Here is a 25,588-nt window from a genome sequence, read left to right as displayed (position 1 = left end):
TTTTTTCCCATGAAACTACACGGATCTGCCCTGGACTAACCCTCATTAGCGTCATTGCGCTATAAACTATGTCACACATTTATTCAGTAGTTGGGAGCATCAGCACATGCAACTGGGGATTATCGGACTAGGCCGCATGGGCGGGAATATTGCACGGCGCCTGATGCTCAATGGGCATACCACCGTTGTTTACGACCGTAACGAAGCATTTGTCAAAGGTTTGAGCGAAGAAGGCGCCACCGGCGTTGCCGACTTGAAGGCCCTGGTGGCCGGGCTGCAGAAACCGCGTGCCGTCTGGGTGATGTTGCCGGCAGGCGACCCCACCGAAAACACCATCAATGAACTCAGTGAGCTGCTGGAAGACGGCGACGTGATCATCGACGGCGGCAACACCAACTATAAGGATGACGTGCGTCGCGGCAAGGCCCTGGCGCAAAAGGGCCTGCACTATGTCGATGTCGGTACCTCCGGCGGGGTCTGGGGCCTGGAGCGTGGCTACTGCATGATGATCGGCGGCGACACCGAGACGGTGCAGCGCCTCGACCCGATCTTCGCCAGCCTGGCACCGGGCCTGGGCAACATCCCGCGTACCAAGGACCGTTCCGCGTCGGCTGACAAGCGTGCCGAGCAGGGCTACATCCACGCCGGCCCGGCGGGCTCCGGGCATTTCGTCAAGATGATCCACAACGGCATCGAGTACGGGATGATGCAGGCGTTTGCCGAAGGTTTTGACATCCTCAAGACCAAGAACTCGGAAAACCTGCCCGAAGACCAGCGCTTCGATCTCAACGTTGCCGATATCGCCGAAGTCTGGCGCCGTGGCAGCGTGGTCTCGTCCTGGTTGCTGGACCTGACCGCCGACGCCCTGGCCACCGACCCCAAGCTGGACGGTTACTCCGGTTCCGTGGCCGACAGTGGCGAAGGCCGCTGGACCATCGAAGCCGCCATGGAGCAAGCCGTGCCTGTGCCGGTATTGTCCACGTCGTTGTTCGCGCGGTTCCGCTCGCGCCAGCAGAGCACCTACGGTGACAAGATGCTGTCTGCCATGCGCTTTGGCTTTGGCGGCCACGTGGAGACTTCCAAAAAATGACCGCCAACGGCAAGAAACTCAAGGCCGAACCTGCTCCACCCACCACCCTGTTTCTGTTTGGCGCCCATGGCGACCTGGTCAAGCGCCTGCTCATGCCGGCGCTGTACAACCTCAGTCGTGATGGCTTGCTGGGCGATGGCCTGCGTATCGTTGGCGTTGATCACAACGCCATCAGTGATGCCGACTTCGCCAAGAAACTCGAGGACTTTATCCGCACCGAGGCGGCGAGCAAGGTCAAGGGTAATGGGGATAACGCTCTCGATCCGGCATTGTGGGCGCAACTGGCCAAAGGCATCAGCTACGTCGAGGGCGATTTCCTCGATGACAGCACCTACGCCGACATCGGCAAGAAGATCGCCGGCAGCGGCACCGGCAACGCGGTGTTCTACCTGGCCACCGCACCGCGCTTCTTCAGTGACGTGGTGCAGCGCCTGGGCAGTGCCGGCCTGTTGACGGAAACCGATGACAGTTTCCGGCGCGTGGTGATCGAGAAGCCCTTCGGCTCCGACCTGGCCACCGCCGAAGCGTTGAACGCCAGCCTGCTCAAGGTGATGAGCGAGAAGCAGATCTATCGAATCGACCATTACCTGGGTAAGGAGACGGTGCAGAACATTCTCATCAGCCGTTTCTCCAACGTGCTGTTCGAAGCGTTCTGGAACAACCATTACATCGACCACGTGCAAATCACCGCCGCCGAAACCGTCGGCGTGGAGACGCGAGGCAATTTCTTCGAAAAAACCGGCACCCTGCGCGACATGGTGCCCAACCACCTGTTCCAGCTGCTGGCGATGGTGGCCATGGAGCCCCCGGCCGCCTTTGGTGCCGATGCGGTGCGCGGTGAAAAGGCCAAGGTCATCGGTGCGGTACGCCCGTGGTCCCTGGAAGACGCGCGGGCCAACTCGGTGCGCGGGCAATACACCGCGGGCGAAATCGCCGGCAAGCCACTGCCCGGCTACCGCGAAGAAGCCAACGTCGCTCCCGACAGCAGCACCGAGACCTTCGTCGCCCTCAAGGTGATGATCGATAACTGGCGCTGGGTCGGCGTGCCGTTCTACCTGCGCACCGGCAAGCGCATGAGCGTGCGCGACACCGAGATCGTGATCTGCTTCAAGCCGGCACCCTATGCGCAATTCCGTGACACCGAGGTGGACGAGGTCAAGCCCACCTACTTGAAGATCCAGATCCAGCCCAACGAAGGCATGTGGTTCGACCTGCTGGCGAAAAAGCCCGGGCCGACCCTCGACATGGCCAACATCCAGCTGGGCTTTGCCTACAAGGACTTCTTCGAGATGCAACCGTCGACCGGGTACGAAACCCTGATCTACGACTGCATGACCGGCGACCAGACCTTGTTCCAGCGCGCCGACAACATCGAGAATGGCTGGCGTGCAGTGCAACCGTTCCTCGATGCGTGGAAGGAGGACGACGGGATCCAGACCTACAAGGCCGGTGAAGACGGGCCCGCAGCGGCTGACGGATTGCTGGCGCGCGATGGCCGCACCTGGCACTCGCTCGGATGAGTGATGCAGCGATTCATCCCATCCGTTTTATCCTCAGCGACGTGGACGGCACCTTGCTGCATCCGGATCACAGCCTGAGCCAGCGCACCGCCGATGCGGTGAGCGCTCTGCGCGCGGCCGGGGTGTTTTTCAGCCTGGCCAGTGGGCGACCACCCAAGGCCATGCTGCACCTGATCGAGACATTCGGGATCGATGTGCCGGTCGCAGGCTTCAACGGTGGCACCTTGATCAACCCGGATGGCAGCATCCTGGTTGCCCACCATCTGCCGGCGGAGGCGGCGCTGGTGACCTTGGCGCTGTTCTCGGCCGAGCCGGATGTGGAAGTGTGGGTGTTTGCCGACGGTGACTGGCTGCGCCGTGGTCCGCCAGGGCCGGTGGAACCGCGCGAAGCCCATGGCCTGGGGTACGGGCCGGTAGTGGTGGAGAGTTTCGAGCCCTACCTGGAGCGTATCGACAAGATCGTCGCCGCGAGCAACAACACCCCATTGCTGGTGACGTTGGAAGCGCAATTGCAGCCCAAGGTCCAGGGCTTGGCTCAGGTGTCGCGTTCGCAGCCGATTTATTTGGATGTGACGGCCATGCTGGCCAACAAGGGCGAGGCGTTGAAGACGCTGGCGGCGCACCTTGGGGTGCCGTTGGAGCAGACGGCGGCCATCGGGGATGGGGGCAATGACCCGGCGATGTTTCAGGTGGCGGGGTTGTCGATTGCCATGGGGCAGGCGGAAGAAGCCGTCAAGCGCCAGGCCAGCGTGGTCACCGGCAGTAATGTCGAGGAGGGCGCTGCCGAAGCAATCGAGCGGTTTATTCTCACGGCGCGATAAATCTCTAACGTTGTACTGCGCAACTTGCGACCACTGTTTTGCAGTGATCGCAAGTTAGCCGCGATTTACTTCGGCATGGCCCAGGACTGCAACTGGTAGCCATCTTTGTCGAGCTCGGCGCGGGCTTGCAACAGCAAGTCTTCCAATTGCGCCGGGTCGCTATAGGTGTTCGACGACAGTTGTTTGCTGCCGATACGGGTATTGGTGCGGTCGATGACACTCAGGCTCAGGGCGCCGTTGCCATCGTGCCAGGCCACGCATTGAAAGGGCTGGAAAGCACGGTCTGCGATCAAAAGAGCTTCGTTGATGCGGAGCGGGGCGTTCATGTGGGTCTCTCTCTAAATGCCCATTCAAGTGAGTACCGGCGGTTGGGCTGACCGTGCGGCGGGTTACTTGTACTGATGCGCGATGACGGGGTACGGGTCACATGTTAGAGCAACAAATTTCAACTTTTCCTGATGGGCGTCATGTAAGCGGCTGTTTTGAAAGCTGATTGAAAGTTTTGCGAAGACGCAACTTTTTGACCTGCAAACACGAGTAGTGGCTTTTTGTCCGCACTTATAGCGAAACGATACAAGCACGCTGTCAAGATCTTGCTAGGGTTATCGGCAACCATTACAAACTGTTGTTTCTAAATAACTTTAGTGATTTTTGACGCCAAGGATCAGTCATGGGTGTGCCCCTCGTCCAACGTCGTTTGCTCGTGGTTGACCCCTGTGACGACTGCCACGGGTTGCTGCCCGGTTTGCGTACGGCCGGGTGGGATGTCGACAGCTGCACGTTGGGATCGGTAGGAGAGCGCTCATGCGATGTCGGCCTGTTGCGTCTGCAGCCCTATCATCTGGAACGGCCCGAAGCGGTCAAGGAACTGATCAGCCGCAGTGGCACCGAGTGGATCGCCGTACTCAGCCAGGATGTGCTGCGCCTGCAAAATGTGGGGGACTTCGTCTGCGAGTGGTTTTTCGACTTTCATACCCTGCCATTCGACGTGGCGCGGGTGCAGGTGACCCTGGGCCGCGCGTTTGGCATGGCGCGCCTGCGTGGCAAGGGTCACACCCCGGTAGATGAAGGGCACGAGTTGCTGGGGGAAAGCCGTCCCATTCGTGAGTTACGCAAATTATTGTCCAAGCTGGCGCCCACGGAGTCCCCGGTGCTGATCCGTGGCGACAGCGGCACCGGCAAGGAGCTGGTGGCCAAGACCCTGCACCGCCAATCCCAGCGCCATGCCAGGCCCTTTGTCGCGATCAACTGCGGCGCCATTCCCGAACACCTGATCCAATCCGAGCTGTTTGGCCATGAGAAGGGCGCGTTTACCGGTGCCCATCAGCGCAAGGTCGGGCGCATCGAAGCGGCCCATGGCGGCACCCTGTTCCTCGATGAAATCGGCGATTTGCCCATGGAACTGCAAGCCAACCTGCTGCGCTTTCTCCAGGAAAAGCAGGTCGAGCGGGTCGGCGGCAGCCAGCCGATTCCGGTGGACGTGCGGGTGTTGGCGGCCACCCACGTCGACCTTGAAGCGGCCGTCGCCAAGGGCGCTTTCCGCGAAGACTTGTACTACCGGCTCAATGTGCTGCAGGTGGTCACTGCGCCCTTGCGCGAGCGCCATGGTGATGTGGCGATGCTGGCCAACCACTTTTCACGCTTCTACAGCCAGGAAACCGGCCGCCGCCCCCGCAGCTTCAGCGATGACGCCCTGGTGGCCATGGGGCAACACCCGTGGCCGGGCAATGTGCGCGAACTGGCCAACCGCGTGCGCCGCGGCCTGGTACTCGCCGAAGGGCGCCAGATCGAAGCCGCCGATCTGGGATTGCTGGGCGAACAGGCAATTTCGCCACCCATGGCTACACTGGAAGACTATAAGCACCGTGCTGAACGCCAGGCGCTGTGCGATGTGCTCAACCGGCACAGCGACAACCTGAGTGTCGCGGCCCGTGTGCTGGGGATTTCCCGGCCGACGTTCTACCGGTTGCTGCACAAACACCAGATCCGCTAGGGCGGGTAAACCGAAAAGCCCCGCAACGACCCTTATCGTTGCGGGGCTTTTCCTTGTGCGCCGGATTCTGTAGCGGTCGGGTTAGAAGTAATACGGGAATTTCAGGCTGAACGTGAAGTCCGGCGCATCGTCTGTCATGCCGATTGCCAGGTTCGGCACGATGGTCAGGTTATCCGACGCGGCAATGGTCATCCCCACGTTGAAATAACCGGCGTTGGCATCGCTGGAAACCACCGATTGCCAGTCGCCGCCGTTGGGCTTGAGCCTGCTCTTGCGCTGCACCAGGTCGGACACCGAGAACGACATGCTCATCTTCTCGTTGAGGGCAAAGGCCACGCCGACCCCGAACTGGAAGCTGTCGCCCAGGCTGACCTTGCCGCCGACCTTCTGGTTGACGTCACTGCTGATGTCATCGAAGGATTCTTCGAAGTTATGGGTGTAGGACAGCGAGCCAAACAACACGGCAGGATCGAAGGTCTTGACCAGGGAAATGCCCGGCGTGATCGACCACACGCCATTGCCCGTAGGCAGGCTTTCCGGCACGAACAGGTTGTCGTTGCCGGGTGTATTGATCAGCTTGATACCAAACGGTTCTTTGCCGGTGGGCGCCTTGACCCGCACCGATACCACCGCATCCGGCAGGGTGGGGGTTTCGTCGAGGAACTTGTAGGCCACGCCGAAGTTGACGTCGCCAATGGTCGGGTCGCGCGTCACCGACTGTTCCGATGTCGCGGTGCCGTTGTTGCCGGCACCGGCAGACTGGTAAGTCGACTCGCGGTACACCACCGGCACGTTCACGTCGAACTGCCAACGGTTATCGACGTTGTAGCGCCCGGTCAGGTCCAGGGTCCAGTTATCGGACTTGATACGGTCCAGGTTGATATTGCCGAGGAAAATCGAGTCCAGCGCCAGGAACCCGTTGAGGGTCAACTGGCGGGCGTCGTAACGGGCATAGGTAACGCCGGTTTCGAAGCTGAACTTGCCGTTGCCGAAAAAGCCGCTGGCTTCGTTATAGAGGTTACTGACACTTTGCGCCGGGGCCGAATCATCCTTGAGGGACTGGCCGTAGGAACTGCCGCCGCCCCCCGCACCACCGGAAGCCGCCGCGGCCCCCGTGCCCGCGACGGTGGTGCCGTTGGCTTTTTGAAAGTCTGCCGGCGACTTGGCCAGGCGTTTGGGGGCCGGGGTGGCCGGTTGGTCTTCGACCTGACGCACGCGCTGCTCCAGCACGGCCAGCGCTTTTTGCTGCACTTCGTACCGCTGCTTGAGTTCCAGGAGTTCCCGTTTGAGGGTTTCGATGTCGCTGTCTGGCGCTGCATACAGAACGGATGCGGGCAAGAGCGTACTTAAACAGATCACAGCACGGAGCGATAACGATCGATGCATGAAATAAGCCGTCCTTTTCTAATGCGTAAGTGTCGACGGTCAGCGTAGTTCAATAACCGAGCGTGCGTAGGGCTTTGAGTTGATCCAGATTGCAGTTCAATGCACCGTTGTTCAAACCGTTATTGTTCATCACGACGTTAAGTTGGGTCATGTTGTTGACGAAGTTAGTGTTGCCGGTCAGCACCGTGCCTTGCAGCACATTCCCGCCGCCGATCTGCTGCAGGCTGTTGCCCTGGTTGTGGTTGGCCTGGATCGCCATCTGCAAGCCACCGTTGTTGGCCGACACGCTCACGCGGCCCGCCGCGCTGTCACCGGTAACGGTGCCGCCGGCGACCAGCACCTGCCCTGATTGCACGATGTTGGAGGGCGCAAAACCGTTCTCGACGGTGATGCCCACATTGTTGTAGGCGGTGTTGCCATCGCCGGCGGTGCGTACGCTTTGTGTCACACCCTGGCCGCTGCCCAGGCCGGCGCCGCCGGTTACCGTGCCGGTGCCGGTGTTCGGGTTCGTGCCGTTGCCGGTCGAACCGGTGGTTTGTACGTAGAATTGCGGGGTGATGGTCGACGAATCGATCTGCATGCTGGCCTTGCCGGTGATGGTGTCACCCACGGCATTGGTCCAGGTGCTGCTCATGACAATGCCGAAGCTGATGATCCGCCCTGGCATCACGTAACGGCCGCGCAGGTCGGCCATTTCCGAATCCTTGAGCTCGATGGGTTTGAACCCCGACGAAGCATAAGCGGGCATTGAGGCTGCCAGACACAAGACCGTCAGCCAACGGGAAGTGTTCATCTTTTGCTCCTGGAGCGTCCTGCCCCTTATTGCGCTTCTTAGAAGAAGTCGCTCTGGATAAAACCGAAATCCATCAGCTCGGCATCGCCTACGGGCCTGAACTCATTCAACTGGTTCTTGGCGGTCAGTGGCGTGGGCGGGTCGAGCAGGGCATTGGCCTTGTCGTAACCTTCACCCAGCACGGCGAACACGATGCCGTTCCAGCCCTTGACGAAGTCATCATGGGAATAGCGCTTATGGCCCAGTACCGGGTCGCCGATATAGACCCAGTCCTTGTCGGCCCGCTGCATCACCACAAAGTGCTTGTAGCCACGAATTTCCAGCAGGACCACCACTGGGATCTTTACGGTGACCAGTGTTTCTGGCGCGATTTTGTAGCCCCGGGCACGCATGCCGATGCTTTCGAGGTAGCGCTTCATGTCCAGCATGGAAAAGCCCTGGGTACGCACCAGGTCTTGGTCGGCATTGACCAGCATGCCTTTGATGACGTGATCTTCGTCTACATCCAGCCAATAACCCTGGCGCAGAATGGTAGCGAGTGCCGCAGCACCGCAGCTGAAATCGGTTTTCTGTTCCACCAGGTTGGCGAACCGGCGTTCACGAATACTCTCGACCTTCTTGTAGATCACTGTACCGCCAGGCAGGGCGGAGATCGCCATGGTGCCTGCCCAGGTCGGGCCGGTGAGCAGCATCAGGAGGGTGAGGGTCGCGAGGCGCATGATCATGTGACCTGCTGGACACTGGAATAAAAAAGGGCCTTGTTGCCAAGGCCCCGTTGGATCAGAAGCGCACGCCGCTGGCGCAGACGCTGCAACCTTGACCGATCGACAGGCTGTTGCTGCCTTGGTTGCCCGAGCCGGATTGCAGGTTCACACCCACATTGCCGGAGTTGCGGTTAACCGAGTTGTCGAGGCTGGAGTTGTTGGACACGTATTGGGCTTTGCTGCCATGGCCATACCCGTAGCTGGTAGCGGCAGTGTTCAGGTAGCTGTTGGCGAGCGAGTTTTGCTCGGTGTTGGCGGCCGCTGCGATGTTTTTGCCATCAGCGGTGGTGATTGCCAGGTTGTTTTTACCCTGGTTGCCTTGACCGGCCTGGCCGTTGTAACCCAGGTTGCCGGAGTTCCCGTTAGCCGAGTTATCCAACGAGGCGTTGTTCTGGGTGCCTTTGTTGACGAAGTTGTTGAGCCCGCTGTTTTGATTGACATCGACGACAGCGAATACCGTTGCAAAGTCACCTTTGGCACTGGAGATGGCGCCGGAGTTGTCGGCCTGGTTACCACTGCCCGCCTGTACGTTGACCCCGGTGTTACCGCTGTTGCTGGTGACCGAGCCGTCGGCAGAGGCGTTGTTTTCGGTTTTGGTGTCATCGAACTTGTTGCCCACGCTGTTTTGCACATCGGTCACGACAGAGGCAACCACACCGGTGGGTTGAGGTGCAGGGTGCCAGCCACCACCTGCTTGAGCAGCAGCAGCCATGAGTGCGGCCAGTGCGAAAACCAGTGGTTTCAGAGCCATTTGAGGTTTCATGGTGTTTCTCCTTGCTTCTAATTAGTTGGTTAAGTGTTGGTACGGTCTAACGAGTGCTACCAAGCGTTTACTTGATAGTGATGCCCAGGGTGTTAGCCACTCGGTTCCCCACCCCGGCACTCTGGTTCACCTGAATCACTCCTCGGCTGCCTGTGAAGGCCTGGTCGCTTGTAACGACAAGGCGGCTGCCAGTGGTGGGGGTGAGCCCTGAGTCGGTTGCCAGCGTCGTGGTGTTCTGTTGCAACAGGACGCTGTCATCGATGCTTTGCGGGCCAGGGTTGATGCTGATCCGCACGGCATTGATGGATTGGTTATTGGCCCCGGCGGACTGGTTGATGCCCAGTACACCGTTGCCGTTGGTAAATGAGCTGCCCTGGATCGCCGCCTTGGCGTTCAGGGACGGGTCGACACTGCCGTCGAGGCGCTGGATGTTGACGTTGGTGGCCTGGCCACCGAGCGCGATGGCGCGGCTGTTGGACATTTGTTGCTGGTTGCCGGCCGCCTGGTTGATCGACACGACACCTTGGTATTGTTGGCCGCTGTTGTGGATCACCGCCGTGTCGTCGGCGAATGCCGGGGCGCTGGCCAACAGGGCGAGAACGAGCAGGGAACGATTCATCACTTGCCCCCCAGCATGCTGCCGATGTTGTTCAACGGCGCCATGCCGCGCTGGACCGAGTCGCTGATCTGCCCGCCCATGCTGCTGCCCGCACCGTGGCCCGCGGCGGAGCCGGCCCCCAGGGTGGACATGCTGTTTTGCGTGGCGTGCAGGCCGGTCAAGGTGCCGTTGGTCTGAACTGCGCGGACAATGCTTGAGCCGCTGCTGATGCCGCCGATATCCATATCACTGAGCTCGCCAGTGGCACCAATGATGTCCCGGCTGGGGTTGGCGTTGGCGGTGGTGGGGTAGGGGTCTTTACCGAAGGCGGCGCGGCCGTACATATGAGCCTGTACGTTGCGCCCTGTCACGATCACGCCATCCTCTGCAAAGCTGGGAACACTGATGCCGATGCTGAGTACACAGCTGATCAGCAGCACGTTCATCGAACCTTGAGTGAGTGTGGCCACGGCGGCATTCCTTATTCGTCGCGCTGACCCTAAACAGCGCTGCAAGGGATAGAGCAGAAGCCGTGCCGCTTTTTATTTACCGTTGTTATTCAATGGCTTGGAGTTGTTTGTGGGCGAAGTGATGTCAGTGCTGTTTCAGCGCTGAGACACCTGCCGCCCAGGCATACACACAGCGGCGTACCACAAACGATTCACCAAGCTGTATCAGCGCTGTAACACTGCCTATGACAAAACGATGAATCCGCACCACACGGGCGGTTCGGGGGAGTCGAGTGTTTCAAAAATGGACACTTCAGGCGCAACGACGCCCCGGCAGGGGGGGCAGGCTCAGCCTTTGGGGGATTTACGCGGGATGGAATTGAGTACGGGGTTGCCATCCTGGTTCTGGGTCAGATAGACCGGCAAGACCTTGGGCAAGGAGGGGATGAGGTTATTGACCTCGGTGATGTTGTAGATGCCGCCGATGCGAATCGTCCCGGTGTTGGCGTCTGCCAGCATTACCGGTTTGTTCAGGTAGCGGTTGATCAACGGCAACGCATCCACCAGCGCCAGGTTGTCGAGCACCAGCTTGCCCTGGCGCCAGGCCAGGGCGCTGTCATTGGCGGTAATAGCCTGTATGCGCGGCGTTGCATCGCCCTGTTGGTAGCTGGCCTGCATGCCCGGCGTCAGGGGCACGCTGCCGTGAATCCGGTCGCTGGTAATCTGCACCGAGCCTTCGAGCAACGTCACGCGCACCTGGTCTTCATACTTCCAGACGTTGAACTGGGTGCCCGTGACGCGCACCTGGCCTTCGCCTGCGTGCACGATAAATGGATGCGCGCTGTCGTGGCTGACCTTGAAGAACGCCTCGCCCTTGTTCAACGTGACGCGGCGCTGATCCTTGTAGTTGCTGTAGACCAGCTCGGTACCCAGGTTGAGTTCCACCTGGCTGCCGTCGCCCAGGGTGACCTGGCGCAAGCCATTGGCGGCCTGGAAACGCTCATAGGAACTCGGCAGCCAGCCGGCTTCCCAGCCAGTGAAGGCGGCCAGAGGCAAGGCGACCAGGCAGATCGCGGCCGCTACTGCGTAGGTGCGCAGCCGACTGCGCGGCTTGAACGGCACCACCACCGACGGGATCTCGTGGCGGGGCAGGTGGTCGGCGACATCCCAGATTTCCAGCATGGCCGCGTATTCAAAGGCGTGCAGTGGATGGGAGTCATGCCATTGCGCAAAAGCCTGACGTTCATCCGCAGTGCAATCACTGGCGTGCAGGCGCATGCACCAATGCGCGGCGGCGTCGGTGATGGCGTCATATTCGGCTTCTGAAATGGACTTTTCGCTCATTAACTCATCCTGATTTCGCACATTCTAACCTCCCGAAGTGGACCGCGAGAACAGGCGTCATGGCGATTGCACATCAATTGGAACTTATTCTTATTTGGCAGGACCTAAAAAATTCAGGACATTCCCACAATGGAGTACGAAAATGCTGAAGAAAACCTTAGTCGCCCTGTGTGCAGCCACCGCTTTGCTCAGTGCTGGCGCCGCCTTGGCCGATAAGCCCGGTGCGGGCTGGATCACCATCGAAAAGGCGATTGAAGTGGCCAAGACCAAGGCCGGCTACATCGAAGTCTATGCGGCCGAAGCCGATGACAACGGCTATTGGGAAGTCAAGGGCCGCAAGTCAGACGGCACCGTGTATGAAGCGCGCATCGATGGCGCTTCGGGCAATATCCTGCGTGACCAGAAAGACTGATAGACCCGCCGGGAGCCTGTTCAGGCTCCCGCATCCAGTTCCCGGCCGAGTTGGCTGATCATGTAGGTCACCGAGTCGGCATTCGCCAGAATGGTATCGATACGTTTATCGGCGTCGCTCATGAAGATGGCGCGGGCATCACTGAGGGAGCGGGTGCCGGTGGTGCTCAGCACCTTGTCCTTGGCCGGCGTGGTCCCGCGGTTGCTGCCGAAGTCTTCCCATTCCTGGGAAAAATCGTCCCAGGTCTTGAACAGCAGGGCGGCGGGCGTGAGGGTGGACAAGGCGGTCTCACGCAAGTCGGCCAGGTCGGTCTGCATCGGCCTGGCGCCGCGGATGCTGACATTAATCAGGTCGTGGAACGGCCGCATGCTGTCCAGGTAGGCCAGGTCTTCGGTCAAGGATTTGATGTGGGTGATTTCGTGAATCAGCACCGTTGCCCGTGCATGGGCAGAGAGGTTGAAGGGCGTGTTCAGACGGTTTTGGTAGATATCCATGTGCGGGTCGAAGAAGCGATCGAGCAAATAGATTTTCTGCTCCGTGTCATTGGGCAGCACGAAGGCAAACGTGTCGTGTGGGCTATAGCGATGGGTGCCGGCGACAAAACGCTGTGAGTCGGGACCGATCAGCGTGTGATTGGTCAACTCATCGAGCAGTTCGTCGACGCGCCGCTCGACTCTTTGCACTTGGTCGGAGGTCAGCGTGACCACGCCGAACAACTCACTGAAAAACCGCCCCGCGCGGCCGTTGGGGTCCAGGTGCATGGCAAAGTGCAGGAGGTTGCGCTTGCAGTTGACCGCATAGTACGTCGCGACATTGAGGGCTTCATCGATGCACTGGGCTTTCCAACTCGACAACGCCGCAATTTCCCGCATGCCCGCCGCTTCGATATTGATCGCATCGCGCTCGGCCGCCCGTGTTTGCACCCTGCCTGTGTAACGACTCAAGGTTTTTCCGTAGCGTGGATGATGTCGATCCAGGTCCAGTGTCCAGCCGCCCTGGGCATGGTGTTGTACATAAGGGCCGTGCAACTCGCCGTTGCTCAGGCGCCAGCGTTGCCCGGCTTTTTTCACCGGGTAGACCTTGCCCGCCACCGCCACAAAATTGCGGCTGCCAGCCTCATCCTGGTAAGGGCTGTCGGGCGAGGTTTGCTTCAAATCAGCCAAGGCCACCCCATGGTTTTCAAACGCTTGCAAATGGGTACGCCCGGGAGCGGTCAGGTCCAGGTCGGTCAAGGTGCCTGGGGCAGGCGGCGCAGCCTGCAGCCAGTGCTCCAGGTCGGCCGGCCTAGCGGGTGAGGGCGGCGCAAAGGCGTTGTCCATGTCCCTGCGCAATGAGGCCAGCTCAGCCACCCCGGCGGCAAAGGTCTTGAGCGCGTGTTGCCAGCGATGTTGCTGCAGGTCTTCAGCGGAGGCCTTGAACAATTGATAGCTGCGCCACACCACCAGCGGGTAGGCAAGCTTGCCGGCCAGCAATTGCAGGCCCTTGGGGATTTCCTCGCTGAACAGGCTGGTGACCGCGTCCCATTGAGCGCTGCCCAATCGCTCGAACTGGCGGGCCAGCATCCGCAGCAGCATCTCACTATTGTCGTCGAACAACTGGTTCAGCAGGTTGCCGCCGATGGGCGATACGCCAAGACGAATCTCGGACAATCCTTGGCTCCAACGCTCGCCCAGCAAGTTGCGGTACGTCGCTTGATGGCGCGCGTCCAGCTGCCCGACTATCCAATCCTGCAGTGCGCCCGGGGTGGTGAATTCATGGAGCAGCGCGGCTTCATCCGCGTATTCGCGCAATAGATGCCTGGGACTGTAGGGCGCGTACAGGACCAGGGGGCCGCGGGCGCCGGCGGCCGGCCCGATCAGGTAGCAGCCCAGCGCCTTGATCCGCGCCGCGCCCTCGGTGGCGATCAACTCAAGCGGACGAACGATCGCGGTCGCGCCACGCACGGCGGCCCGCGCCACCGCATCGGGCATGTCGAAGGCTTGCTGGATAAAGCTCCAGGCCGAGGCGGACAGCCGCTCATCGAGGGTTTGCCCATGGGCGTATTGCAGCAATTGCCAGGGCAATTGCCGGCAGAACAATCGACGACGTTCGCGGGCCTCTTCGGTCTGGCCCTTGAGAAGGGGGGAGAGCCGGGCCTGGTAGAGGCGTTTCAAGTCCAACTGGCGAACCAACTGCACGATGGCGTTGCCGTCCAATGCCGCCGGCAACGGTGTGGCGGTACGCGAACGTGGCCGTATGGCGTCGCCACTGAGTTCGGGCAAGTGCCGCAAGGCAAAGTCCGTGAGGGTCTGGGTGTTGCCTTTCAGGTCGATACGGCCAGGTATCAATACGTTATCCGGATTGACCACTTGCCCCGGAAAACGCGCGTTGAGCAGTTCCGCAAGCACACGCCGGGCTTCATTGCGCATCGGCGTGATGCTGTGCAGGTAGTCACGTGCGTCCGGTGCGCTGATGCGGTATTGCTCCAGCAGTTCGGCGTGGAGGATTTGCTCGTGGGGTGGCGCCATGCCCAGCCCTACCGGCAGCGCCTGCTGGCGGACCAGCGCGTGCGCGATGGCGATGGCCCTGGGCAGGTTGCTCGGTGGCGCGCGGCGGATCAGGTTGTCCAGGCAGGTCTGCAAACGCGCGGCCTTCAGTTCCATCGAGAACACATGATCGATCTCGTCACGGGTAAAGTCGCTGTAGGTCTGTTGCCGGTTATGCAGCAGGTGATCGTCGATACGTTGCAGTGGGCCCAGCTGACAGGCCTGATGGGGCACGCGCTTGGAGACGCGCAGGTTTTCCATCAGGGGCAGTCGCCGCCGGGGATCCTGCAGGCGTTGCTCCAGGTCATCGCGCAGGGCCTTGATCGATGCAAAGGCTTCATAGCCGCCATGGGGCGTCCACAACAGCGCCATGCCCGAATGCACGTTGTCCAGGCCGCCACGTTCGGTCAATACAAAACAATTGGCCAGGGCGTGGGGCGTGGCATCCGAGCCGATGCGGACAGTGAGGCCGAACGCATCCGGGATAAAGCCGTTCAAGCCATGGCGGGTGAGGCGGGTCATGCTGTCGGCCTGGAGCGTGCTGTCCAGCAACGCCAGGCCGGCGGGCGACAGGCTCTTGTTCAGCGCCCGCAGTTGCGCTTCGCCGTTCAGGCCTTGCAGCATGCCCTGGCTCAGGTGCGCCTGGTTATTCTCCAGCAGCACATTCGGCAAGGTGCGCAGGTCATTGCGGGCAAACGTGCTCACTACCTGGTCGATGATCGCGTTGAAGGTCGCGAGGGTCAGGTTGTTCAGTTTGTTGGCGGCACCGGCGCTGCGCTTGCCGTAGAACCAGGTGAGGTAGGACGCGCGCAGGGCATCGGCTTGCCTGGCCAGGCGGGCGATAAAATGGTCGACCATGCTCGAAGACGCCTGGGGCAAGCGCTCCTCGCGCTCCTGGGCCTGGGTGGAGTAGGTATTGATGTAGACGTCTTCGGGCTGCAGGTCCAGGTTTCGTCTGCTCAACTCCACCTGCAGGGCATGGGCGGCCAGGGTGCGTAAGGTTGGGAGTTGGCTGCGCTCCCGTGCCATTGCCGCCTCGACCGCCTGCAGGCGTTGCAGGTGCAGCCTGGCTTTTTCCGCCTGGACGGTGGAGGGTCGGCCATTGCCGCTGCTAATCGGATGGACGGACCAGCGCCCGTCGCTTTCCTGCTCCAGCAACCGACTGTCGAGCATGTTGCGTATGTCCAGGGCGCTGTCGAGCAGGGCGGCCAGGTCGACGTTGCCTGCACCGCGCCGATAAAGCCCGAGCGCATGCTCAAGGTTGCCGAGCTGTTTGGCGACGATGTCCTCGACTGTTTCCTGGAACACATCGCCGGCGACAGGTGTTCCGGTCACCTGGATTTGATCCATGCCGATGAACACGCTGCGCTCATCCATGGACAGGAAATTGAGCAGTTCGTCTTCGTGCCCCGCGGTCTTGAGCATGGCCAACAGGGTGTCGTTGAGGTCCTTGAGGTCGGCGAGTACCTGCAAGCCACGGGATTGGGTGTAGAGGTACGCGTTGGCATTGCTGATCATCAGGGTGCTGGCCAGCTCGACGTAATGCTGAAAAGGCGCATGCACCCGCACCTTCTCGATGCTCAGCTGGCTGTCAAAGGCTTTGCGCGCGGCCTGGTCCGGAAGGAATACCGTGCGCAGCCGCAGGCTTTCAGCGCTGCTGAGGATCGTTGCCTGGTGCTTGAACAACAGGTCGGCGCGAAACTTGTCAGCCATGACCCGGCTGAAGAAGCGCACGCGCGACTGGCCATCCTTGAAGTCTTCGTTCCAGTAGGTCTGCAGCAGGCTGTTCAATAACTTCGAAAGAATGCTGGCGGTTTGTTCGACCACGCTGTCCCAGCGCTGTTGCTCCTGGGCCAGTTTCTCGGCGCTGAAGGCACGGGTGTCATGTCCGATGTTGAAATACGTGTGGGTCTGGTCCGTGGGCCAGGCCTGCTGCACATAGAAGCGCAACAGCGCATCCCGCAGCGGTTCGGAGGCGACCCAGGGCATGTCCTCGGCCGTGGCCCCACGGCGGAAAAAGTTCACCCGTGTGTTGCTCTGGTTCACCCCTGGAAAATAGGTGCGGGCCATGATGCCGAGCAAGGTGTCGAGCATCTCGCGCAGGCTGGGGAGTTTGCGCAGCTCGGCGAGCATCGCCAGCACATTTTTCTGCTGGGCCGCGAGGATGACGCGTTGCTGGTCCTCCATCACTGCGCCCTGGATCGCCGCGGTGGTGACTGTCAGTCGTGTGTCCGCCCCAAGCCCATCCCGCTCGTCGATCGACAGAAAACTCAGCAGGTCGGCTCGGTGCTGTGGTTGGGCCAGGCGGTCGCCGAGTGCATCGAGCAGCCCGGCGTGGCTTGCGAACAGCTCCAGGCCGCCATAGGGCGTATAGAGCACGGCCTTGGCCTCGTCAGGTGTCGGGCTCATCATGAAGGCACCGGCCAATGGGATGGGAGGTTGGCCGGCAAGGCCCACCAGCAGCCTTTCCACCCGCATGGGATAGCCGTTTTCCGTCGGGGCCATGCGTATCGCGTCAGTGGCGTAATACAGCGTGTTCAACCAATCAAGGTCCTTGACGGTGAACCCGAGTGCACGCTCCCGTTCCGTCGGTTCCTTGCGTCGGTCCGGGCGCAAAAATTCTTCGAAAAAATAGGGTGGGGTGACGTTTGCCATGCTGCACTCTCCATCGGTATGGCGCGTAGGAGGCTCCAAAGTAGGTGCTGGCATCACGTGGAGGGCGGTAGATAACTGGTGCAGATCGCAAGCGCCCGTTGACAGCAGGCACGGCAGGCGTTGTTTAATCATCGGCCTGGATTCTTGTTGTCTCTTCCAATTATAAAATCGGAGCTACAGATGCCTGCCCAGTCCCCGGTAGTCGACAACGCCACAGCCCTCATCGGTTTCAACGACCTGGTGGGGTTGCTCAGCGCGGTATTCGTGAAGCACGGCACCGCGCCGGAAGTGGCCGCAATCCTGGCGCGCAATTGCGCCAGTGCCGAGCGCGACGGCGCCCATAGCCACGGCATTTTCCGCATCCCCGGTTACCTCAGCACGTTGGCCAGTGGCTGGGTCAATGGCAAGGCGGTGCCGGTGGTCACCGATGTGGCGTCCGGCTTTGTGCGGGTAGACGCCGGCAACGGATTTGCCCAGCCGGCCCTTGAAGCGGCGCGCGCGCTGCTGGTGGATAAGGCCCGCAGTGCCGGTATCGCACTGCTGGCGATCCACAATTCCCATCACTTCGCGGCCTTGTGGCCGGATGTCGAACCCTTCGCCGAAGACGGGTTGGTGGCGCTGAGCGTGGTCAACAGCATGACCTGCGTGGTGCCCCATGGCGCCGACCGGCCGCTGTTCGGCACCAACCCCATTGCCTTTGCCGCGCCGCGAGCCGACGGCTTGCCGATTGTGTTCGACCTGGCCACCAGCGCCATCGCCCACGGCGACGTGCAGATTGCCGCGCGCAAGGGTGAGCGCTTGCCGCCGGGCATGGGGGTCGACAGCCTCGGCCAGCCTACCACCGACCCCAAGGCTGTGCTGGAAGGCGGCGCGTTGCTGCCCTTTGGCGGGCACAAGGGCTCGGCGTTGTCGATGATGGTCGAATTGCTGGCGGCGGCCTTGACGGGGGGGAACTTTTCCTTCGAGTTCAACTGGGCCGACCACCCCGGCGCCCGTACGCCCTGGACCGGGCAACTGCTGATTGTGATCGATCCGAGCAAAACCGCCGGGCAAAGCTTCGCCGAGCGCAGCCAGGAACTGGTGCGGCAGATGCATGCGGCGGGGTTGCGGCGCTTGCCGGGTGATCGACGTCATCGCACGCGGGCGAAGTCGTTGGAGGAAGGGGTGGAGGTGGATCTGGAAGCGTTGAACCAGCTGCGGGACTGGGCTACGTAGAGGCTGTCTATCCCGCTCCGCGCAATTCCGTAGCAGCTGCCGAGCGCAAGCGAGGCTGCGTCGGCCGCGCCTCGAGCTTGAATCGGCAGTGCGCCTGACGCAGCCTCGCTTGCGCTCGGCAGCTGCTACGCACGCATAGCGCTATACGGACGATGTCAGTTACGGCGACCCAACAACAGGCCAACCACCAGGCCGAAGCCTGCGGAGATGGCGACGGTCTGCCATGGATGGCCACCGATGTAGGTCTCGGTGGCATCGACTACTGGCTTGCTACGCTCGCGCACGTTGGATACCGAATCCAGTGCCTGCTTGAGTTTGATGGCGACCTGTTCGCGCAGGGTTTCGCCTTCTTCGCCCACCAGCGCAGCGCTGCTTTTGAGCAGCTTGTCCGATTCTTCGATCAGGGCCGTCAGTTCACTGAATGCTTGATCCTTGATTTGATCTTCAACAGCTTGGGCGGCAGTTTTGCGGGCCATGGGTGTGACTCCTTGCAAGTGAATGTGACAGTGAACAATGGAGTGCTGGGCGGCGGCAAAAGTTGCAGTTTTTTTGCTCGGGCGCAATTCCGGACAAAATCCGAATCCGGAAAAATCGACCTACAGTGTAAGATGTCGCCTATTTGTGCAGCAGGTATTTCAACATGAGCTTCAATCTCGCCAACAAGACCCTCGCCGAACGCGCCGAGCTGGAAGATGAAAAGTCCCGCCTCTACGACCTGTGGCAAACCAACCTGGGCAAAGCCAAGGGCGAAGCCGCGCGGTTGTTCGGTGAGCGCGCCAAGCGCAAGGGCAAGTGGTCCGAATGGGTCCGCGCCGAACTCGACGGCATGTCGCCGCCGGAGTTTTCCAACATGGTGCGCAGTGAAGTCAACAAGCTGATGGCGGCGGCGAAGTAAAGCCGGCGGCAATCGCTTCGCGTACTTTGAGCAACATCGGATCAAGCTGGGCCTGGGTGCGCCAACCCAGTTCCACCGGGTAGCGCGGCAGCGCCAGCGGGCAGGGCAGGACCCGCAGGCCAGTCATCTCGGCGATGGCCTGCGCCGCATGCCCGGGAATGGTCGCCACCGCCTGGCTGCCCTTGAGCAGAAACGGCAGTGCGGCAAAATGACTGGTCGAGGCGCAGACCTGGCGGCTCAGGCCCTGGGCCGCCAGCCCTTCGTCGGTGATGCCGATGAACCCGCCTGACGACACCAGCACATGCTCGCGGGTGACAAATTCATCCAGGCTGAGGCTTTCCTGGCCCGGCGCCAGGCTGCGTGGGTCCACGACGCAACGATAATCCCCCTCTCCCAGTACCTGCCGACTCAACCGGCTTTGCGCAAAGCCGCCTGCGGTAATCGCCAGGTCCAGGCTGCGGTCGAGCAGGGCACCGGCAACGATCTGGCTGTGGGTCTGGCGGAAGATTACCCGCAACTGTGGCAGGCGCTGTGCGATGGCATCCATCAGCCGGCGGCCATAGGCGATCTCGAAGTCGTCGGACAGGCCCACCACCACCGAGCGGCCGTGATAGTTCGGGTTGTCCGGATTGACCATCGCCAGGCTTTGCCGACAGCGCGCCAGCGCCTCACTGATCACCGGTTTCAATTGGTTGGCCCGCAGCGTCGGCGCCAGGCCACGGCCGGTGCGCACGAACAATTGGTCACCATAGACGTCGCGCAGACGTCGCAGGCCTGCACTGATGGCCGACTGCGTGACACCCAGGCGCAACGCCGCGCGGCTGGCGCTGGACTCATCGTGCAGGGCTTCGAAGGTTTTCAGCAGGTTCAGGTCGACCTGGGCGATATTCATCTGGCTCATATCATTCAGCACTGAGGTGGGCTTTATTCATGATCGAGCCTGGCGAGAGAATGGGCAACCCCCCTTATCTGGAGTGATCGTGATGCCCGTTTCTACTGTGGCGGCCCTGCAAATCGGTTCCCTGCCTGGCGGCAAGGCCGACACCCTGGCGCAAATCCTCGCCTATGAAGACGAGATCCTGCGCTGCGGCGCGCAATTGGTGGTGATGCCCGAAGCGCTGCTCGGCGGCTATCCCAAGGGTGAAGGATTCGGCACCCAGTTGGGCTATCGACTGCCCGAAGGTCGCGAAGCCTTTGCCCGCTATTTTGCCAACGCCATCGATGTGCCGGGCGCCGAGACCGAGGCCCTGGCCGGCCTGTCGGCACGTACCGGCGCCAGCCTGGTGTTGGGTGTGATCGAGCGCAGTGGCAGCAGTTTGTATTGCACCGTGCTGTATGTCGAACCCACGGGCGGCCTGGTGGCCAAGCACCGCAAACTGATGCCTACCGGCACCGAGCGGCTGATCTGGGGCAAGGGCGACGGCTCGACCTTGCCGGTGATCGACGCGGCGGTAGGGCGTATCGGCGGTGCGGTGTGCTGGGAAAACATGATGCCGCTGTTGCGCACCGCGATGTACGCCAAGGGCGTCGAGGTATGGTGCGCGCCGACGGTGGATGAGCGCGAGATGTGGCAGGTGAGCATGCGCCATGTGGCGCATGAAGGGCGCTGCTTTGTGGTCAGTGCCTGCCAGGTGCAGGCCTCGCCCCAGGCATTGGGCATCGAGGTCGCCAACTGGCCTGCAGAACGCCCGTTGATCGCCGGCGGCAGCGTGATTGTCGGCCCCATGGGCGACATCCTCGCCGGGCCACTGGTGGGGGAGGCCGGGCTGCTGACGGCGCAGATCGACACCGATGACCTGGTACGCGCACGGTATGACTATGACGTGGTGGGGCATTACGCCCGCCCGGATGTGTTCGAGCTGGTGGTGGATGAGCGCGCCAAGCCAGGTGTGCGCTATATCACGGACTGAGACACGGTGGAAATGTGGCAGGGCCCCTCAGCGTTTAGAGGATTGGTTTTCCAGCCATTCCTCGCGGGTCATTTCCCAGATATCCCGTGGGAAAGTGCCTGCCACAAACTCACCTTCATCCGTCCTGATCAAACGCATGCCCGTACGCTCGGAAATACGCCGCGAGCCCAGGTTGGGTGCGGCCTTGGGCACCCGCAGCACAGGGCGCTTGAGTACGCCGAACCAGTAGTCGGTCACCGCCGCACTGGCTTCGGCCATCAACCCTTGCCCCTGCCATTGCGGCCCCAGCCAGAACCCGCGGTTGTTATCCTGCTCGTCCATCAAGCTGACGTTACCAATCAACTGTCCAGGCGCGCTTTTCAGGCGCAGGGACCAATGCCATTCCTCGCCACGGGCCATGGCGGGTAAGGCGATGTGCTCCAGGTAGGTGCGCGCGCCGTCGGCCGGGTAGGGCCACGGCACCAGGGCATTGAGGTAACGCACCACGTCCCAATGCGCGAATTGCTGCTGGATCCCTTCGGCATCGTCCAGGGTCAGCGGGCGCAGGATCAGGCGTTCGGTAAAAAGTGTCGGTTGCATGGTGTCATTACCAGGCCGCGGTATTCGGCAAGTCCAGCGTGCCACGGTCCACAAAGCGCATCGTGCCGAACAGTCCGCCCGCCAATTTGCCCCGCAGCACGTAGGGCAGGTTGTTCAAGCTCTGGGTCTGGCTCAGGCCCAAGGTCTGGCGCAGCACGGAAAACGCCGAAACGCTGACCGGCACCATCAGCACGGTCTCGGAAAAACGCGGGATGCTGCCGCGCTGGTCACTCACTCCCGACGCCAGCGGCCGACCATTGACCTCCAGGTCGAGGGCCACGCCGTTGTAGTCGATCGCCGTTTCATTGGGGTTCTGCACCCGCAGTTTCACGGCGAAGCGCACTTCCAGGTCCTGGCTTTGCAGCGGCTCGATGCCCACTACATTGATATTCACCGGGTCGCGGTTGGGGAACAGCGCACAGGCGCTCAAGCTCAGCAGTAGCAGCGATAGAACCATGAGCTTGCGCATGCAAAGGGTGCTCCTATTTCGTGACGTCCGGGTCCTGCATGACTTTGAGGGTAGAGGACTCCGGATCAAATTCATCTTCTTCCAGCTCTATGAACGCTTCCGGCAGGAAAATGTTCAGCAGGATTGCACAGAACGCGCCCACGGTGATCGGCGATTCGAAGATGTTGTGCAGCGCCTTGGGCAGGTCGCGCAACACTTCCGGCACGGCGGCCACGCCCAGGCCCATGCCCAGGGAGATCGCCACGATCAGCACATTGCGGCGGTGCAGCCCGGCTTCGGCGAGGATCTTGATGCCGGCCACGGCGACGGTGCCGAACATGATCAGGGTCGCGCCGCCCAGCACCGGCTTGGGCATCAGTTGCAGCACCGCGCCGATCATCGGGAACAGCCCCAGCAGCACCAGCAGGCCGGCAATGAAGTACGCCACGTAGCGGCTGGCCACGCCGGTCAACTGGATCACGCCGTTGTTCTGGGCGAACGTCACCATCGGCAGGCTGTTGAAGGTCGCCGCCATCGCCGAATTGAGGCCGTCGGCCAACAGGCCCGACTTGATGCGCTTGATGTACAGCGGGCCCTTGACCGGCTGTTGGGAAATCATCGAGTTGGCCGTCAGGTCACCGGCTGCTTCCAGGGGCGAAATCAGGAAGATCACCGCCACCGGGATAAACGCCACCCAGTCGAACGAGAAACCGTACTTGAACGGCACCGGCACGCTGATCAGCGGCACCTGGGGTAATGCCGCCATATCGACGCGGCCCAGGTACCAGGCCACCACAAAGCCCAGGGCCAGGCCGATCACGATCGAACCCAGGCGCAGGAACGGGTTATTGAAGCGGTTGAGCACCACGATGGTCAGCAGCACCAGGGCCGCCAGGCCCATGTTGCTCGCCGCGCCCAGGTCGCTGGCGCCAAAGCCGCCGGCCATGTCGGTAACGGCCACCTTGATCAGCGACAGGCCCATCAGGGTAATGATGGTGCCGGTCACCACCGGGGTGATCAGTTTGCGCAGCTTGCCGATGAACTGGCTGAGCACCACTTCGATAAACGCCGCGAAAAAGCAGATGCCAAAGATCGTCGAGAGGATCTCATCGGTGCCGCCGCCCCGGGCCTTGACCATGAACCCCGCACTGAGAATCACGCTGATGAACGAGAAACTGGTGCCTTGCAGGCACAGCAGCCCCGAACCAATGGGGCCGAACGTGCGCGCCTGGACGAAGGTGCCGAGCCCCGAGACAAACAGCGCCATGCTCACCAGGTAGGGCACTTCGCTTTCCAGCCCGAGCACACCACCGACGATCAGCGTCGGGGTGATGATGCCGACGAAACTGGCCAGCACATGCTGCAGCGCGGCAAATATCGCCGCACTGAAATGCGGGCGGTCCTCCAGGCCGTAGATCAGGTCGGATTTATAGCGGGGGCGGGGGGCTTGAGCGTCAGACAAAATGAGGGCTCGGGTCAGAAAATGGAGGCGCAGGATGCCAGAAAGCTCCGAGCGCCAGAAGTGTAAAAAAATATTTATAAAGACCCTGCGTAAACCCCGACTCCTGCCGATACTGCTTATAGGCCCATCTATCAAAAACAACAGTGATGGCCGGTGTCAGGCAGTGCGTTGACGCTGGCTGATCGTTTCGTGGCATGGACGCGCGCCGCCACTCTATTTCGAGATCGCCCTTATGTCGCTCCGTCACCTGAATATCGCCCCTCGCGCTTCCCTCGGTTTCGCCTTCATCGCCCTGTTAGTGGTGGTGTTGGGTGGGTTTGCGGCCAACCGCATGACGTTGATCCGCCAGGCCTCGGTGGACATGAGCAGTAACCAGCTGCCCAGCGTGACGTACCTGGGCCAGATGACGGAGAACGTCCTGCGCATGCGTATCCTGTCATTTCGGGTGCTGGTCAACCGCGAGCCGGCCGGCCTGCAGGAAGCCGAAACCCGTATCGGCGTGCTGGTCGACAAGGTCAAGACGGCCCAGGCCGGCTACGCGGCATTACCCGCCGGTACGGAGGAAGCTGCGTTGTACAAGACGTTTGTCAGCACCCTGGATAACTACTTCAAGGCCCAGGCGGACATGCTGGCGCTGTCCAAGCAAGGCGACGTCGAGCAGATGCGCACCCTGATCAATACCCGGATCAAGGAAGGCACCGATCAGATGGGCGAGCAGTTGAACAAGCTGATTGCGATCAATGCCGCCAACGCCAAGCAAGCCAGCGACGCGGCAGGGCACAGTTACACCAGCGCCATCACCGGGATTATCGTGGTCTCGGTCAGCGCTGCACTGCTGACGGTGCTGCTGGCCTGGCTGCTGACCCGCAGCATTGTCACACCGTTGCGCAAAGCCGTTCAGGTGGCTGAAACCATCGCCGGTGGCAACCTGACCACGGTCATTGAAGATAATGGCAACGATGAACCCGCGCGTCTGATCAGCGCCTTGTCGACCATGCAAACCAACCTGCGCCAGACCATCCAGCATATCGCCGGCTCGGCCACGCAGTTGGCCTCGGCGGCGACGGAGTTGAGCGCCGTGACCGAGGAAGCGTCCCGGGGCCTGCAGCAACAGAACAATGAAATCGACCAGGCCGCCACGGCGGTCAACGAGATGACCGCGGCGGTGGAAGAAGTAGCACGCAATGCGGTGTCCACCTCCGAGGCCTCCAACCAGTCCAACCAGGCCGCGCGGTCGGGTCGCGACCGGGTGATGGAGACCGTCGGCGCGATCCAGACCATGACCCAGGACGTCCAAAACACTGCCGCGATGATCGAAGGCCTGGCCACCCAGGGCCGTGACATCGGCAAGGTGCTGGACGTGATCCGCGCGATTGCCGAGCAGACCAACCTGCTGGCGCTCAACGCCGCCATCGAAGCGGCCCGCGCCGGTGAAGCCGGACGCGGCTTTGCGGTGGTCGCGGATGAGGTGCGGGCCCTGGCCCATCGCACGGCGCAGTCGACCCAGGAAATCGAGAAGATGGTCGCCGGCATCCAGAACGGCACCGGTGAAGCGGTGCAGTCGATGCAACAGAGCAACCAGCGCACCCAGGACACCCTGGAAATGGCCCGCGCCGCCGGTGTGGCCCTGGAGCAGATCACCCAGTCCATCAGCCTGATCAACGAACGCAACCTGGTGATCGCCAGCGCGTCGGAAGAACAGGCCCAGGTCTCCCGCGAAGTGGACCGCAACCTGGTCAACATCCGCGACCTGGCGACCCAGTCGGCGGCGGGTGCCAACCAGACCAGTGCCGCCAGCCACGAGCTGTCGCGCCTGGCGGTGGATTTGAATGGGATGGTGGCCAGGTTCGTTATCTGACCCACTTTTTGCAATGCAATCAAATGTGGGAGGGGGCTTGCCCCCGATGGCGGAGTGACAGTCAACTTATCTATAACTGATCCATCGCTATCGGGGGCAAGCCCCCTC

The 25,588-nt window shown here is 61.5% G+C and carries 23 protein-coding genes; 9 read left to right on the top strand and 14 right to left on the bottom strand.

The window, feature by feature from the left end:
* The first annotated feature begins 61 nt into the window (after positions 1 to 61).
* From gnd to BM416_RS15595, 3 genes are read left to right on the top strand one after another with little or no spacing between them, the layout of a single operon-like run.
* Entirely contained in the window at positions 62 to 1,090 is a 1,029-nt protein-coding gene (gene gnd, locus BM416_RS15605) for a phosphogluconate dehydrogenase (NAD(+)-dependent, decarboxylating) (RefSeq protein ID WP_223841635.1), read from the top strand.
* A complete protein-coding gene (zwf, locus tag BM416_RS15600; RefSeq protein WP_027606454.1) occupies positions 1,087 to 2,610 on the top strand; it encodes a glucose-6-phosphate dehydrogenase in 1,524 nt (507 codons plus the stop codon). The genes gnd and zwf overlap by 4 nt, the downstream gene beginning before the upstream one ends.
* On the top strand, positions 2,607 to 3,431 hold the full coding sequence (locus BM416_RS15595) for an HAD family hydrolase (RefSeq protein WP_092488641.1): 825 nt from the start codon (positions 2,607 to 2,609) through the stop codon (positions 3,429 to 3,431). The genes zwf and BM416_RS15595 overlap by 4 nt, the downstream gene beginning before the upstream one ends.
* 65 nt (positions 3,432 to 3,496) lie before the next feature.
* On the opposite strand, the gene BM416_RS15590 is transcribed toward BM416_RS15595, so the two are convergent.
* Positions 3,497 to 3,757, bottom strand: coding sequence for a hypothetical protein (locus BM416_RS15590; RefSeq protein ID WP_032887053.1), 261 nt, complete (start codon positions 3,755 to 3,757; stop codon positions 3,497 to 3,499).
* A 344-nt stretch (positions 3,758 to 4,101) separates the two neighbouring features.
* On the opposite strand from BM416_RS15590, the gene BM416_RS15585 reads away from it, so the two are divergent.
* On the top strand, positions 4,102 to 5,424 hold the full coding sequence (locus BM416_RS15585) for a sigma-54 dependent transcriptional regulator (RefSeq protein ID WP_092488640.1): 1,323 nt from the start codon (positions 4,102 to 4,104) through the stop codon (positions 5,422 to 5,424).
* Between the two features lie 81 nt (positions 5,425 to 5,505).
* Here BM416_RS15585 and BM416_RS15580 read toward each other — a convergent pair whose 3' ends face one another.
* From BM416_RS15580 to BM416_RS15550, 7 genes are all read right to left on the bottom strand, one after another.
* Positions 5,506 to 6,810 (bottom strand): hypothetical protein, encoded by a 1,305-nt coding sequence (locus tag BM416_RS15580; RefSeq protein ID WP_027606450.1) that lies wholly within the window; start codon positions 6,808 to 6,810, stop codon positions 5,506 to 5,508.
* 49 nt (positions 6,811 to 6,859) lie between these two features.
* Positions 6,860 to 7,603 carry a hypothetical protein gene (locus tag BM416_RS15575; RefSeq protein WP_027606449.1) on the bottom strand — a complete coding sequence of 248 codons (744 nt, stop codon included), beginning with the start codon at positions 7,601 to 7,603 and terminating at the stop codon, positions 6,860 to 6,862.
* Positions 7,604 to 7,641: 38 nt separating this feature from the next.
* On the bottom strand, positions 7,642 to 8,322 hold the full coding sequence (locus tag BM416_RS15570) for a C39 family peptidase (RefSeq protein WP_092488721.1): 681 nt from the start codon (positions 8,320 to 8,322) through the stop codon (positions 7,642 to 7,644).
* A gap of 61 nt (positions 8,323 to 8,383) precedes the next feature.
* Positions 8,384 to 9,130, bottom strand: a complete 747-nt coding sequence (locus tag BM416_RS15565) for a hypothetical protein (protein WP_027606447.1) — start codon at positions 9,128 to 9,130, stop codon at positions 8,384 to 8,386.
* 67 nt (positions 9,131 to 9,197) lie between these two features.
* A complete protein-coding gene (locus BM416_RS15560; RefSeq protein WP_092488639.1) occupies positions 9,198 to 9,749 on the bottom strand; it encodes an adhesin in 552 nt (183 codons plus the stop codon).
* Positions 9,749 to 10,198, bottom strand: a complete 450-nt coding sequence (locus BM416_RS15555; RefSeq protein WP_092488638.1) for a hypothetical protein — start codon at positions 10,196 to 10,198, stop codon at positions 9,749 to 9,751. Before BM416_RS15555 ends, BM416_RS15560 begins: the two co-directional genes overlap by 1 nt.
* A gap of 327 nt (positions 10,199 to 10,525) precedes the next feature.
* Positions 10,526 to 11,521, bottom strand: coding sequence for a FecR family protein (locus BM416_RS15550; RefSeq protein WP_092488637.1), 996 nt, complete (start codon positions 11,519 to 11,521; stop codon positions 10,526 to 10,528).
* A gap of 142 nt (positions 11,522 to 11,663) precedes the next feature.
* Between BM416_RS15550 and BM416_RS15545 the strand changes: the two genes are divergently transcribed.
* Entirely contained in the window at positions 11,664 to 11,933 is a 270-nt protein-coding gene (locus BM416_RS15545; RefSeq protein WP_092488636.1) for a PepSY domain-containing protein, read from the top strand.
* A gap of 20 nt (positions 11,934 to 11,953) precedes the next feature.
* Here the strand turns inward: BM416_RS15545 and BM416_RS15540 are convergent, their stop codons facing one another.
* Complete coding sequence (locus BM416_RS15540; protein WP_092488635.1) at positions 11,954 to 17,113, bottom strand: dermonecrotic toxin domain-containing protein; 5,160 nt, start codon at positions 17,111 to 17,113, stop codon at positions 11,954 to 11,956.
* A 180-nt stretch (positions 17,114 to 17,293) separates the two neighbouring features.
* Here BM416_RS15540 and BM416_RS15535 point away from each other — a divergent pair, with 180 nt between their 5' ends.
* On the top strand, positions 17,294 to 18,328 hold the full coding sequence (locus tag BM416_RS15535) for an Ldh family oxidoreductase (protein WP_092488634.1): 1,035 nt from the start codon (positions 17,294 to 17,296) through the stop codon (positions 18,326 to 18,328).
* Positions 18,329 to 18,483: 155 nt separating this feature from the next.
* Here the strand turns inward: BM416_RS15535 and BM416_RS15530 are convergent, their stop codons facing one another.
* The gene (locus BM416_RS15530; protein ID WP_032887039.1) at positions 18,484 to 18,804 is read right to left on the bottom strand and encodes an ElaB/YgaM/YqjD family protein; all 321 of its coding nucleotides are present in this window, start codon (positions 18,802 to 18,804) and stop codon (positions 18,484 to 18,486) included.
* 164 nt (positions 18,805 to 18,968) lie between these two features.
* On the opposite strand from BM416_RS15530, the gene BM416_RS15525 reads away from it, so the two are divergent.
* Entirely contained in the window at positions 18,969 to 19,223 is a 255-nt protein-coding gene (locus tag BM416_RS15525; RefSeq protein WP_053135090.1) for a hypothetical protein, read from the top strand.
* Here BM416_RS15525 and BM416_RS15520 read toward each other — a convergent pair.
* Positions 19,195 to 20,115: a LysR family transcriptional regulator gene (locus BM416_RS15520; protein ID WP_092488720.1), complete on the bottom strand. Its 921-nt coding sequence runs from the start codon at positions 20,113 to 20,115 to the stop codon at positions 19,195 to 19,197. The genes BM416_RS15525 and BM416_RS15520 overlap by 29 nt on opposite strands.
* Positions 20,116 to 20,206: 91 nt before the next feature.
* Between BM416_RS15520 and BM416_RS15515 the strand changes: the two genes are divergently transcribed.
* A complete protein-coding gene (locus BM416_RS15515) occupies positions 20,207 to 21,133 on the top strand; it encodes a carbon-nitrogen hydrolase family protein (RefSeq protein WP_092488633.1) in 927 nt (308 codons plus the stop codon).
* Positions 21,134 to 21,160: 27 nt separating this feature from the next.
* On the opposite strand, the gene BM416_RS15510 is transcribed toward BM416_RS15515, so the two are convergent.
* The 3 genes from BM416_RS15510 to BM416_RS15500 are packed head-to-tail and all read right to left on the bottom strand — an operon-like array spanning position 21,161 to position 23,622.
* Positions 21,161 to 21,712 carry a GNAT family N-acetyltransferase gene (locus tag BM416_RS15510; protein ID WP_092488632.1) on the bottom strand — a complete coding sequence of 184 codons (552 nt, stop codon included), beginning with the start codon at positions 21,710 to 21,712 and terminating at the stop codon, positions 21,161 to 21,163.
* 7 nt (positions 21,713 to 21,719) lie between these two features.
* The gene (locus tag BM416_RS15505) at positions 21,720 to 22,181 is read right to left on the bottom strand and encodes an LEA/WHy family protein (protein ID WP_092488631.1); all 462 of its coding nucleotides are present in this window, start codon (positions 22,179 to 22,181) and stop codon (positions 21,720 to 21,722) included.
* A gap of 13 nt (positions 22,182 to 22,194) precedes the next feature.
* A complete protein-coding gene (locus BM416_RS15500) occupies positions 22,195 to 23,622 on the bottom strand; it encodes a nucleobase:cation symporter-2 family protein (RefSeq protein ID WP_027606435.1) in 1,428 nt (475 codons plus the stop codon).
* 232 nt (positions 23,623 to 23,854) lie between these two features.
* On the opposite strand from BM416_RS15500, the gene BM416_RS15495 reads away from it, so the two are divergent.
* Positions 23,855 to 25,480: a methyl-accepting chemotaxis protein gene (locus BM416_RS15495; RefSeq protein ID WP_092488630.1), complete on the top strand. Its 1,626-nt coding sequence runs from the start codon at positions 23,855 to 23,857 to the stop codon at positions 25,478 to 25,480.
* Positions 25,481 to 25,588 lie beyond the last annotated feature (108 nt).

Source organism: Pseudomonas sp. NFACC42-2 (assembly GCF_900116055.1).
GTDB lineage: Bacteria > Pseudomonadota > Gammaproteobacteria > Pseudomonadales > Pseudomonadaceae > Aquipseudomonas > Aquipseudomonas marginalis.
This window is presented reverse-complemented; position numbering and strand designations above follow the sequence as displayed.

Excerpts from the sequence above, each read along its gene's own strand:
- BM416_RS15510 (WP_092488632.1), bottom strand. The coding sequence starts at position 21,712 with ATGCAACCGACACTTTTTACCGAACGCCTGATCCTGCGCCCGCTGACC.
- BM416_RS15580 (WP_027606450.1), bottom strand. The coding sequence starts at position 6,810 with ATGCATCGATCGTTATCGCTCCGTGCTGTGATCTGTTTAAGTACGCTC.
- BM416_RS15595 (WP_092488641.1), top strand. The coding sequence starts at position 2,607 with ATGAGTGATGCAGCGATTCATCCCATCCGTTTTATCCTCAGCGACGTG.
- BM416_RS15520 (WP_092488720.1), bottom strand. The coding sequence starts at position 20,115 with ATGAATATCGCCCAGGTCGACCTGAACCTGCTGAAAACCTTCGAAGCC.
- BM416_RS15505 (WP_092488631.1), bottom strand. The coding sequence starts at position 22,181 with ATGCGCAAGCTCATGGTTCTATCGCTGCTACTGCTGAGCTTGAGCGCC.
- BM416_RS15515 (WP_092488633.1), top strand. The coding sequence starts at position 20,207 with ATGCCCGTTTCTACTGTGGCGGCCCTGCAAATCGGTTCCCTGCCTGGC.
- BM416_RS15575 (WP_027606449.1), bottom strand. The coding sequence starts at position 7,603 with ATGAACACTTCCCGTTGGCTGACGGTCTTGTGTCTGGCAGCCTCAATG.
- BM416_RS15495 (WP_092488630.1), top strand. The coding sequence starts at position 23,855 with ATGTCGCTCCGTCACCTGAATATCGCCCCTCGCGCTTCCCTCGGTTTC.
- BM416_RS15535 (WP_092488634.1), top strand. The coding sequence starts at position 17,294 with ATGCCTGCCCAGTCCCCGGTAGTCGACAACGCCACAGCCCTCATCGGT.
- BM416_RS15565 (WP_027606447.1), bottom strand. The coding sequence starts at position 9,130 with ATGAAACCTCAAATGGCTCTGAAACCACTGGTTTTCGCACTGGCCGCA.
- BM416_RS15585 (WP_092488640.1), top strand. The coding sequence starts at position 4,102 with ATGGGTGTGCCCCTCGTCCAACGTCGTTTGCTCGTGGTTGACCCCTGT.
- BM416_RS15540 (WP_092488635.1), bottom strand. The coding sequence starts at position 17,113 with ATGGCAAACGTCACCCCACCCTATTTTTTCGAAGAATTTTTGCGCCCG.
- BM416_RS15570 (WP_092488721.1), bottom strand. The coding sequence starts at position 8,322 with ATGCGCCTCGCGACCCTCACCCTCCTGATGCTGCTCACCGGCCCGACC.
- BM416_RS15590 (WP_032887053.1), bottom strand. The coding sequence starts at position 3,757 with ATGAACGCCCCGCTCCGCATCAACGAAGCTCTTTTGATCGCAGACCGT.
- BM416_RS15530 (WP_032887039.1), bottom strand. The coding sequence starts at position 18,804 with ATGGCCCGCAAAACTGCCGCCCAAGCTGTTGAAGATCAAATCAAGGAT.
- BM416_RS15550 (WP_092488637.1), bottom strand. The coding sequence starts at position 11,521 with ATGAGCGAAAAGTCCATTTCAGAAGCCGAATATGACGCCATCACCGAC.
- BM416_RS15525 (WP_053135090.1), top strand. The coding sequence starts at position 18,969 with ATGAGCTTCAATCTCGCCAACAAGACCCTCGCCGAACGCGCCGAGCTG.
- BM416_RS15560 (WP_092488639.1), bottom strand. The coding sequence starts at position 9,749 with ATGAATCGTTCCCTGCTCGTTCTCGCCCTGTTGGCCAGCGCCCCGGCA.
- zwf (WP_027606454.1), top strand. The coding sequence starts at position 1,087 with ATGACCGCCAACGGCAAGAAACTCAAGGCCGAACCTGCTCCACCCACC.
- BM416_RS15545 (WP_092488636.1), top strand. The coding sequence starts at position 11,664 with ATGCTGAAGAAAACCTTAGTCGCCCTGTGTGCAGCCACCGCTTTGCTC.